The sequence below is a fragment of the uncultured Flavobacterium sp. genome, from assembly GCF_963975005.1.
Classification (GTDB): Bacteria; Bacteroidota; Bacteroidia; order Flavobacteriales; family Flavobacteriaceae; genus Flavobacterium.
In genome coordinates this window covers 1-9,865 of sequence record NZ_CAXBFR010000108.1, presented here as the reverse complement: position 1 = coordinate 9,865, position 9,865 = coordinate 1, and the positions used below count along the sequence as shown (strand labels likewise).

11 protein-coding genes are annotated in these 9,865 nt (G+C 29.8%); 1 reads left to right on the top strand and 10 read right to left on the bottom strand.

Annotation, left to right across the window (positions count from 1 at the left end):
* Positions 1-20: 20 nt before the first annotated feature.
* The 4 genes from AACZ53_RS11675 to AACZ53_RS11660 form a co-directional block, all read right to left on the bottom strand.
* On the bottom strand, positions 21-2,504 hold the full coding sequence (locus AACZ53_RS11675; RefSeq protein ID WP_339838614.1) for a DUF5686 family protein: 2,484 nt from the start codon (positions 2,502-2,504) through the stop codon (positions 21-23).
* 70 nt (positions 2,505-2,574) lie between these two features.
* Entirely contained in the window at positions 2,575-3,138 is a 564-nt protein-coding gene (gene frr, locus AACZ53_RS11670; protein ID WP_339838611.1) for a ribosome recycling factor, read from the bottom strand.
* Between the two features lie 45 nt (positions 3,139-3,183).
* Positions 3,184-3,891, bottom strand: a complete 708-nt coding sequence (gene pyrH, locus AACZ53_RS11665; protein ID WP_339838608.1) for a UMP kinase — start codon at positions 3,889-3,891, stop codon at positions 3,184-3,186.
* A gap of 94 nt (positions 3,892-3,985) precedes the next feature.
* Positions 3,986-4,765: a patatin-like phospholipase family protein gene (locus AACZ53_RS11660; protein ID WP_339838605.1), complete on the bottom strand. Its 780-nt coding sequence runs from the start codon at positions 4,763-4,765 to the stop codon at positions 3,986-3,988.
* Between the two features lie 82 nt (positions 4,766-4,847).
* On the opposite strand from AACZ53_RS11660, the gene AACZ53_RS11655 reads away from it, so the two are divergent.
* Entirely contained in the window at positions 4,848-5,453 is a 606-nt protein-coding gene (locus tag AACZ53_RS11655; RefSeq protein WP_339838601.1) for a thioredoxin family protein, read from the top strand.
* Positions 5,454-5,601: 148 nt separating this feature from the next.
* Here AACZ53_RS11655 and AACZ53_RS11650 read toward each other — a convergent pair whose 3' ends face one another.
* From AACZ53_RS11650 to AACZ53_RS11625, 6 genes are all read right to left on the bottom strand, one after another.
* Complete coding sequence (locus AACZ53_RS11650; RefSeq protein ID WP_339838598.1) at positions 5,602-6,225, bottom strand: YiiX/YebB-like N1pC/P60 family cysteine hydrolase; 624 nt, start codon at positions 6,223-6,225, stop codon at positions 5,602-5,604.
* 6 nt (positions 6,226-6,231) lie between these two features.
* Positions 6,232-6,780 (bottom strand): hypothetical protein, encoded by a 549-nt coding sequence (locus AACZ53_RS11645; RefSeq protein ID WP_339838595.1) that lies wholly within the window; start codon positions 6,778-6,780, stop codon positions 6,232-6,234.
* 1 nt (position 6,781) lies between these two features.
* Entirely contained in the window at positions 6,782-7,468 is a 687-nt protein-coding gene (gene truB / locus AACZ53_RS11640; RefSeq protein ID WP_339838592.1) for a tRNA pseudouridine(55) synthase TruB, read from the bottom strand.
* Positions 7,468-8,265 (bottom strand): undecaprenyl-diphosphate phosphatase, encoded by a 798-nt coding sequence (locus AACZ53_RS11635; RefSeq protein ID WP_339838589.1) that lies wholly within the window; start codon positions 8,263-8,265, stop codon positions 7,468-7,470. Before AACZ53_RS11635 ends, truB begins: the two co-directional genes overlap by 1 nt.
* A 69-nt stretch (positions 8,266-8,334) precedes the next feature.
* On the bottom strand, positions 8,335-8,580 hold the full coding sequence (locus AACZ53_RS11630; protein ID WP_339838586.1) for a DUF3098 domain-containing protein: 246 nt from the start codon (positions 8,578-8,580) through the stop codon (positions 8,335-8,337).
* Between the two features lie 50 nt (positions 8,581-8,630).
* The gene (locus tag AACZ53_RS11625; RefSeq protein ID WP_339838583.1) at positions 8,631-9,506 is read right to left on the bottom strand and encodes a permease-like cell division protein FtsX; all 876 of its coding nucleotides are present in this window, start codon (positions 9,504-9,506) and stop codon (positions 8,631-8,633) included.
* Positions 9,507-9,865 lie beyond the last annotated feature (359 nt).

Here is a 9,865-nt window from a genome sequence, read left to right as displayed (position 1 = left end):
AACCAAAGAATTACAATAATTTAAAGCCCTAAATCGAGATTATAAGAAATCTTAATAGCAATGTTATCGTCAAAGTTAGCTAATTGATAATTTCCATAGCGATAAAAGGCAACCAAGCCAAATCCTTTAAACAGTTTATTACATTCAACACCACTTTCAAAAAAGCCTTTTTCTAAAGATTTAAAGGGCAACCCAATGTGGTTTTCAGGATTATCTATGGTTCCAAAAGCCATTCGTGTTACAACAGTAAATTCAGGATTTAGTTTGTAGCCAATATTAATTCGATTAAAAGTGTGTTTTAGTTGCATTGAAACATATTTGTCAGAGAAAAACTCATTGTAATACATGGTTTCAAAACTGTTTTTACCTGCAAAAGTTATTCGTTTTAAAATAGCATCTTTATTTAAATTATTTGGTGCAATTGCATATAATTGCGTCAGAGGAATATCCCCAAAAGCTAAACCTGTTTGAAAGAGAAAGGAACTTTTTTGACCAGATAAAAACTGAATTTCATAAAAAGTTTTAAAATCAATTTTAGTAAAGTCAAAATTATTTCCCAATATTTCTGGGATAGTTTGTGTTATTTGCAAAGAAAATTTAGGATGTCTTTTTTCGATTTCAATTTTACCTAAAGGTGTTTGCATATAACTACTAAAAGGATTCCATTGAATAGCAAATTGAGCAGATGTTAGATTATAATTAGAAAAACTTTGCCCGTTATTGAGAAAAGCATAATCAAATAATGGAGTTATTTCGCTTTGAGAAATGGAGAAATAAGCAGATGTTTTAGGTAGAATTTTACTTTCAATAAAAGCAGAAGAAATTCTATTGTTATAAAAAGTAGAAATATTAAAAGGTCTTGGGTCATAAACACGAAATCTCCTTGAATCTGTAGCAAAAGTAGTTTGACCAATTTCGCTAACATCATCAATAAATGAAAGACTAAGCCATGTTTCGTCTAGTTTATTTAGCAGATATGATGGAGTAATGCCATATTTAATACCTTCATCTTTAAAGCCATACGCACCATAAAAAGCAACTTTGTATTCTTCTGAAACTTTATTATTTGTAACAGCTCCAAATCCTACTCTAAAACCTTCATAATTGTTGTATTTTAAAATACTTCTCAAATCCAAATCAACATAACTTATAGGCAAATAACCATTAATTATTTTTTTTCCTAAAAAAATTTTACGCTCAATATTACTCGATTGTGATAAACTGTCTAATGAAGTATAAGTTTTCATTTTTCGAATATCAACAGTGTCTTTTGCAATTGAATTCCAGTATTTTTCCGACTTTTTTAAACTACTTTCAGGAACATATACTTTAATTCCGTCAAAGTTGAGCTTTACGGGTTCGTTTATTTTTATGTCAAAAGGAGTTGATTCTATTATTAACACAGTTCTGTCTGATGCATTGTTGTCTAATCCTTGTTCTAAACTTGATCTAAATTTCATCGTACCACCAAGAATGTTTAAATCTTCTGAATTACTTCCTTTACTCAAAATAATTTTTCGTTTTTCTGGGAACCAAATGTTTTCTTTTTTAAGATAATTGAAGGTATAAGTCGCGTTTACATTCACAATTCCATAAATTCGATAATAGGCTTTTGCAATCGAAAAATTCTCTGCATCAACATACAATAAACCCCTTAATCTATTGGCTCTTAGTTTTTTTGGTTCAAAATAAATGCGATATACTTTTCGACTTTGAATTTCGGTTGAATCTAATAAATGATATGTATATAATTTTCTACCATAATTGGAAATTGGATTCTGAAGAGGTATTTCTAAAAGTTCAAAAGGATTATCATAAACGGAATAAGAAATTAGTTTTAAGCCTAAAAATTCGTACAAAGGTTCTTTAAAACCAGCCATACGAGTAGCCAAAACTGTTTCTTTGGTAGTGTTTTGATTATGTTGAATTAAATTGACTTTTTCAGTTTGATAAATATGACTTTCTTCAACTAATTTTTTGAATTTGTAGTTTGTAGAATCAAGTTTTATAATTTGTTTACCAAAAAGATTTCTTTTGTAAATTTTATCGATTTGTCCAGAGATACTATCAGGATTTGCGGTTACTTGAATGTATTCGTAATTTTTATATTCGTAAGAATCTAGCGCTTTTTCTGGTTGCGTATTTTTTTTGTTTTCGATTACTTTTTTAACGATGTGATTTACTTTGTTAAGCGAATAATATTCGTTTTTTATTTTATTGATGTCTTGCGTTAACTTAATGATGAATAATTTTCCATCATTTAAAGCGTAAGAAGGTTTTTCATAATATCCTTTGTAGCGAATGTATAAAGGCTTTTTGAAATCCGTAATTTCTAATGAAAATTTACCTTCCCAATCGGCAAAAACAGTCGTTTTATCGTAAGTTATTTTTGCGAAAGCAATTGGAATTGTTGTATCAAAATCGATAACTTGTCCTTTGATTTTTGTTTGTCCAAAAATAAAGTTTGTAAGTAGAAGTAAAAATAAGAGATATGAATATCGCATTAAATATGTTTCGATTTGTTGCAAAGATATCTAAAAATAAAAAGTCCTGATGTTAATCAGGACTTAAAATTTATACTTTCATTATTTCAGCTTCTTTATGAACTAAATGCTCATCTATTTTTTTGATGTAAGCATCTGTTAATTTTTGAATATCATCTTCAGCTGATTTAGCAATATCTTCAGCTAAACCATTTTTCTCTTCTTTTTTAATATCGTTATTAGCATCTTTACGAGCATTTCTGATTCCGATTTTAGCGTCTTCAGCTTCAGATTTAGCTTGTTTTACTAAATCTCTTCTTCGTTCTTCTGTTAAAGCTGGAACATTGATAATGATGTTTTCACCATTGTTCATAGGGTTTAATCCTAAATTAGCAATTTGAATTGCCTTTTCAATAGGTTGCATCATTGCTTTTTCCCAAGGTGTAACGGTTAAAGTTCTTGCATCAGCAGCATTAACATTAGCTATTTGAGACAATGGTGTTAGTGAGCCATAATAATCTACAAAAACACCACCTAACATTTGAGGTGAAGCTTTTCCTGCTCTAATATTTAAAAATTCTTTTTCTAAATGAGCGATTGAACCATTCATAGATTCTGTTGCTGTTTCTATAATAAAGTTAATTTCTTCAGTCATTTTTCTTATTTTTATATTTCTAAATTCTTTTTTCTGAATTCTAAATTAAATTGTAACTGTTGTTCCTATTGTTTGTCCTTCACACACTTTTAATAAATTTCCTTCAATATTCATATCAAAAATAATGATAGGTAATTTATTTTCTTGACTCAATGTAAAAGCTGTCGAATCCATCACATTTAATCCTTTAGCAATTACATCTTCAAATGTAATAGAATCAAATTTTGTAGCGTCTTTGTTTATCTCTGGATCAGATGTGTAAACACCATCAACACGAGTTCCTTTTAAAATTACATCAGCACTTACTTCTACACCTCTTAAAACGGCAGCTGTATCTGTTGTAAAATAAGGATTTCCTGTTCCGGCACCAAAAATAACAACTCTACCTTTTTCTAAATGACGAGTAGCTTTTCTTTTGATGTAAGGTTCAGCTATAGCTTCAATTTTTAAGGCTGTTTGTAATCTTGTTTGCATCCCAGCCTCTTCTAGAGCACCTTGTAGAGCCATTCCGTTAATAACAGTTGCAAGCATTCCCATATAATCACCTTGAACTCTGTCCATTCCATTACTTGCACCAGCAACACCTCTAAAGATATTTCCTCCACCAATTACAATAGCAATTTCTATGCCTTTTTCGTGAATTTTTTTGATTTCAGCAGCATATTCAGCTAAACGTTTTGGGTCAATTCCGTAAGCTCTGTCACCCATCAAGGCTTCGCCACTTAACTTTAGAAGAATTCTTTTGTATTTCATTTATTCTGAATTTAGTTCAAAATCTTGTAATTAAGATTCAAAATTGTGATGCAAATATAGTTATTATCTAAATTAAAAAAAATCTAGTTTATAATTATAGATTCAAATTTTCAAATGAAGCTTTTGCAGCTTGATAACCTATATCAAAAATCTTATCCATTTTTAGTTTATTGGTTTCAAAAGTACTAAAATTGGCTAATTCTTTAGGTTCTATCACCCAATCACACAAGTCGAATTTTTGATAATTGCCTTGAGCTGATAATAAGTCAAAAGCTCTAGTGGTTACTGATTTTATAGATTTCAAATCTTTTGCCTCAATGGTTTGAATAGGACTTACATAAACACCAATAATATAATCACATCTTCCTTGTAACAGGTCAGTTGGAAAATGATTTAAAATTCCACCATCGCTGTATAGTCTTCCGTTCAATTCATAGGGAGATAACATTCCAGGAAAAGCTGTTGAAGCTAAAACGGCATCTATAATGTTTGTTTCGGGTCTAAAAATTTTCAATTTGCCTTTCACTAAATCAGTAGCAGTGATGAATGTTGGAATAGCCAATTCTCCAATTGTTGCGTCTTTAAAAATGCTATTGAAATAACTTTTAAAGGATTCTGAATCCACAATTCCTGCTTTTTTGAAAGTAAAATGTTTCCAATGAAAAAAGTAAATGGATTTGAAAAATTCTAATATTTCCTCGGGTTTTTTACCATAAGCATACAAAGCGGCAATAATCGCACCAGCACTTGTACCTGCAATATGAGAAGGTTTAATGTGTTGTTCTTCTAAAAATTTTAAAGCTCCAGCTTGAGCAATTCCTTTGGAACCACCACCAGATAATACTAAACCTATTGATTTTGAAGAAAAATCCATTTTAATTGATTGTTATGTAACATAGCTTACTTTCAGGTATCAAATTTAGTGGTAATTTTGTGTAATAAATAATTAAAATATCATGAACACAAATATAGTAAAAGCTTTGGCAAAAAGTTATACATACAACGCTTACAGAGAAAAGGTTTCTCAATTAATAAATCAAGGAAAATCTACAGGAAATAGTCAATCTGATGATTTATTGCATTATTCTGAATTGAATGAAACAAGAATGAATCGTTTAGAAAAAACTATAAAAGTCACAGAAGAAACTCAAGAAAAGTTAACTCAAGTAGATAAAAAGCAGACTTGGTTAGTGCTTAGTGAAGGTTGGTGTGGTGATGCAGCACAGATTTTACCAATTATTTATAAAATGGCAGAACTGTCTGAAAACATTGATTTAAAAATTGTTTTTCGAGATGAGAATGAAGCCTTAATGAATGATTTTTTGACGAATGGAGGAAAGGCAATTCCCAAATTAATTATCCTTGATGAAGATAATAATGCCATTGGTGATTTTGGACCAAGACCAGAACCAGCGCGTAAATTAATTGCAGACTATAAAGCAGCAAATGGTGTTGTGGACGAAACTATTAAAGTAGAATTACAAAAATGGTATTTGCATGACAAAGGAGTTTCTACCCAAAATGAAATTATGCAATTAATGAAAAAAAAGGAATTGGTTTAAGCACTTCGATAAGCCCAGTGTGACATTTAAGCAATCGATTAACTATGTGTAAAATTAGAAATCAACGTAATCATTTAGAATGATGACAATTAAAAATACGAGATGTCAGTCTGAGCTTGTCGAAGATGTTTTTATGAAATTTGGAATTTTATTTTACAACCCCAATAATTTTTAATTTGTTTGATGTAGAAATTCCACCAGGATTACAACCTAATTCTCCTTCTGGAATTTCTATTTTTAAATTTTCATAATAATCGATCCAAACCTGAAAATATTGATTTGAAATTGGCTCTTTAAAAGTCATTGGAGTTAATTCAAAAAATGGTTTTTCATAAGCGGATAGAAAAGCGTCATAAATTAATTCCGAACAATAATAACTTCCGTTATTGTATAAATAAGCTTCATCATAAGGAACGCCTAATTGTTCTAGAGAAAACCTAATCGCTTTTGGAATATATTTTCGGTATTTTCGTTTTAACCTTCCTATATACATTGTTTCAGAAGTATAGGTTTTAAATACTTCTAATGGAGTTAATCTAACATTTCTTCCCGCTGCTTCAATTACATAAATGGAATCATTTTGAATGTGAATCAATCCCAAATGACTGAAGTCCTTTCCATCAAACCCTTCTGTAACAGCATTTATAGCTTTGCATAAATCACAATTCATAGATTGAAAAATGATATCGCCTTCTTTTAAGTTGATTTTTTTATTTTGAGAAAACCCAAACTGAAAGCAAACTACAAAAACTAAAAAAAAATATTTCATCATTAAATTTTAATAAACAAAGATACTGATTCCTATACTAAGGCTTCCTATTTCGGTTCCATTGACTGCAAATCCATAAAAACTTGTATCAATAAAAATGCCTAAATCATCAGCTGTTGTTATGCCAAGTCTAGCTTTGTAGTAATTTCCATTTAAATTTCCTCTTCCAATAGCAAAGGATTGTCCATAACCAGCTTGAACTAATAATCGAGTTTCATCACCAAGTAGAGGATTTAAGGTTAATTGAGCATAAACAGGTATAGAAACTAATTTTGGAGTAATTTTCCAATCAATTCCGCTATGAAGACTTATACCAACCCATTTTTCATGATGAATTCCATATCCAAATTTGGTACTAATTCCATCAGGAACAAATCTATAATCGCTTCTGTTGCCATTAGAATCAATTTCGCCATAAGTATCATTTCCTTTTAGTGGAACGGAAAGTTCAAATTGAGTGAAAGTTATTTTATCTCCAAAACGCTCATAATTTGATTGTTCTTGAGAAAAAAGAAGATTAGTTGAACATAAAAACAGAGTAAATATCCAAGTTTTCATTTTATAAATTAGCTATATAATCATCTGGACTCAGTGCGTTTTCAACACTATAGTCACCTATTTTAGTCCTTCTTAAAGCTGTTAAATGTCCACCAGAATTTAAGGCTAATCCAAAATCATAAGCTAAAGAACGAATATAAGTTCCTTTACTGCATTGTACTCTGAAATCTATTTCTGGCAAAGCAAATCTTGTGATTTCAAATTCATAAATCTTAGTTTTTCTAGATTGAATTTCAACTTCTTCACCAGCTCTTGCATGTTCGTATAAACGTTTTCCGTCTTTTTTAATGGCTGAGTAAACTGGTGGTTTTTGATCGATTTCTCCTAAAAATTGCTTTACAGTTTCCAAAACTAATTCTTCAGTTATTTGTTCTGTTGGGAAAGTAGCATCAATTTCAGTTTCTAAATCATAAGAAGGAGTTGTTGCTCCAACCGTAATTGTTCCAGTATATTCTTTAGTTTGTGCCTGAATTTCTGAAATAGTTTTCGTGAATTTTCCTGTACAAATTATCAATAAACCAGTTGCTAACGGATCTAAAGTTCCTGCATGACCTATTTTGAATTTTTTAGGTAAATCGTAATGATTTTTTAAAGCATATTTCAATTTATTAACCGCTTGAAAAGATGACCATTTTATAGGTTTGTCAATCAAAAGTACTTGTCCGTTTAAGATATCTTCTTTAGTCATTAAATCACAGTTAATTTTTGAACAAAAAAGTGAATTAACAAAACAGCAATTCCGGCAATAATTCTATAATAACCAAACATTTTAAAACCATGTTTACTCAAATAACCTATGAACGATTTAATAGCGATTAATGCTACAACAAAACCAACGACATTTCCGATTATTAAAAGATTTATTTGATCATTGGTTAAAATAAAACCAGCTTTATAAAAGTCATATGATTTTTTTACTGTTGCCCCAAACATTGTTGGAATAGCTAGGAAAAACGAGAATTCTGCCGCAGTTGTTCTTGATAATTTTTGAGTCATACCTCCAACAATACTTGCACCACTTCGTGAAACTCCAGGAATCATAGCTAAACATTGAAAAAGACCAATTTTAAAAGCCGTCGGATAACTTATTTCTTCTGGAACTTCTTCTTTTGGAGTATTTCCAAACCAATCATCTACTTTTAAAAGTAAAACTCCACCAATAACCAATGATACGGCAACCGTAATTGGATTTTCCAAAAGTGAATCAATAAAATCACTCAATAATAACCCCAAAACAACAGCAGGAATAAATGCTACAAATAATTTAAAATAAAAATCTACCGATTGAAAAAATCTCTTGAAATACAAAACTACCACAGAAAGTATAGTTCCTAGTTGAATTACAATGGTAAAAAGTTTGGTAAAATCGTCTTGAGCAATGCCAAAGAAAGATGATGCGATGATCATATGTCCTGTTGAAGAAACAGGTAGAAATTCGGTTAATCCTTCGATTATGGCTAGAACAATGGCTTGTAGTGTATTCATATTTAGTGATTAATGATTAGCGATTTGTAATTAGTAGAAGTCTGTCTACTTAATACTGATCACTAAACACTATTTTTTAAAAGGATTTTTCATTATCGCATAAATAGTAACACCAAAACCAGCTAAAACTAAAGTTGGAGCTAACCTAATTCGTCTAAAACTGAATAATGCTTCTTCATCAAAAGTATTTGGATCATCAGTTCCGCCACCTGCCATTAAAATAAATCCTAACGCAATAATAGCAACTCCAATGAATAAAATCTTATAGTTTACTTTTTCAAATAAAAAAGCAGGTTTGTTTTCTTCGTTTTTCATATCTTTTTTTGTTTATGCTTAATTTATTTCAGCATCTTTTCAATAATTTTTTAGTACAAGTCATCCGTTTTTAAATTCAAGAATCGTTGTGTTGCAAAATAAGTACTTATCCAAGTAATTACAATTCCGACAAGGAAAACACTTCCAATCACGATTCCTAAAGAAAAGTAATCTTTTGAAATTCCTAAATCAGGTAATTTTGAATCGGAATAATATACTAAAGCTAATAATCCGACAACTGCTAAAGTTGAACCAATTAACCCAAGTTTGATACTTCTCCAAATAAATGGTTTTCTAATAAATGATTTTGTAGCACCAACCATTTGCATAGTTTTTATTGTAAATCGATGTGAATAAACAGATAATCTCAATGAACTATTAATTAAAAGCATAGCTACCAAAGCTAAAACGCCACTAATAATTAACATCCAAAGACTTATTTTTTTAATATTATCATTAACTAAATCTACTAATTGTTTGTCATAAATGATTTCAGAAACCATTTCGTTTTTCTTGATTTCAGTTTCAATTTTTTTGATGCTATCTGCTTGAACGTAATCCCCTTTTAGATTAATATCAAAGGAGTTTTGCAACGGATTAACCCCTAAAAATTCCATAAAATCTTCTCCAACAATATCAACATTATTTTTGGCAGCACTGTCTTTATGAATGAAAGCGTACTCTTTAATAAATATTGAATTTTTCAAGTCTACGTCAAAGGCACTCAACAAACTATCTTTTGCATCATTTTTAAAAAACACAGTCATAGGAATGTTTTCTTTAAAATCATTCGTCAGTTTTTTAGAATTAATCACAAATAATCCCAATGCTCCTAAAAGAAAAAGCACCAAGAATATACTTAAAATTACTGAAAAATACGATGAAATTAGTCTTCTTTTATTATACTTTTCAAATGATGAAGCCATAGTAAGAGTTAAATTAAGTGGTAAAAATAAAAAAGAAAATTGGTTTATACAGAATATAACAACAAAGTTTTAACTTTAGTATTATAAAATGTAAATTTGCACCTGATTTTTTATTGAAGTTAACTGTAAATAATCAACAAATAATCGAATCTTAATTAAAAGATTCTGAAATAAATTCAGAATAAATGAAATACAATCCAAACGAAATCGAAGCCAATTGGCAAAAATATTGGTCAGAAAACCAAACCTTTGCTGCGACAAATCATTCAGAAAAACCTAAATATTATGTGCTTGACATGTTTCCTTATCCATCAGGAGCAGGTTTACATGTTGGTCATCCTTTAGGTTATATTGCTTCC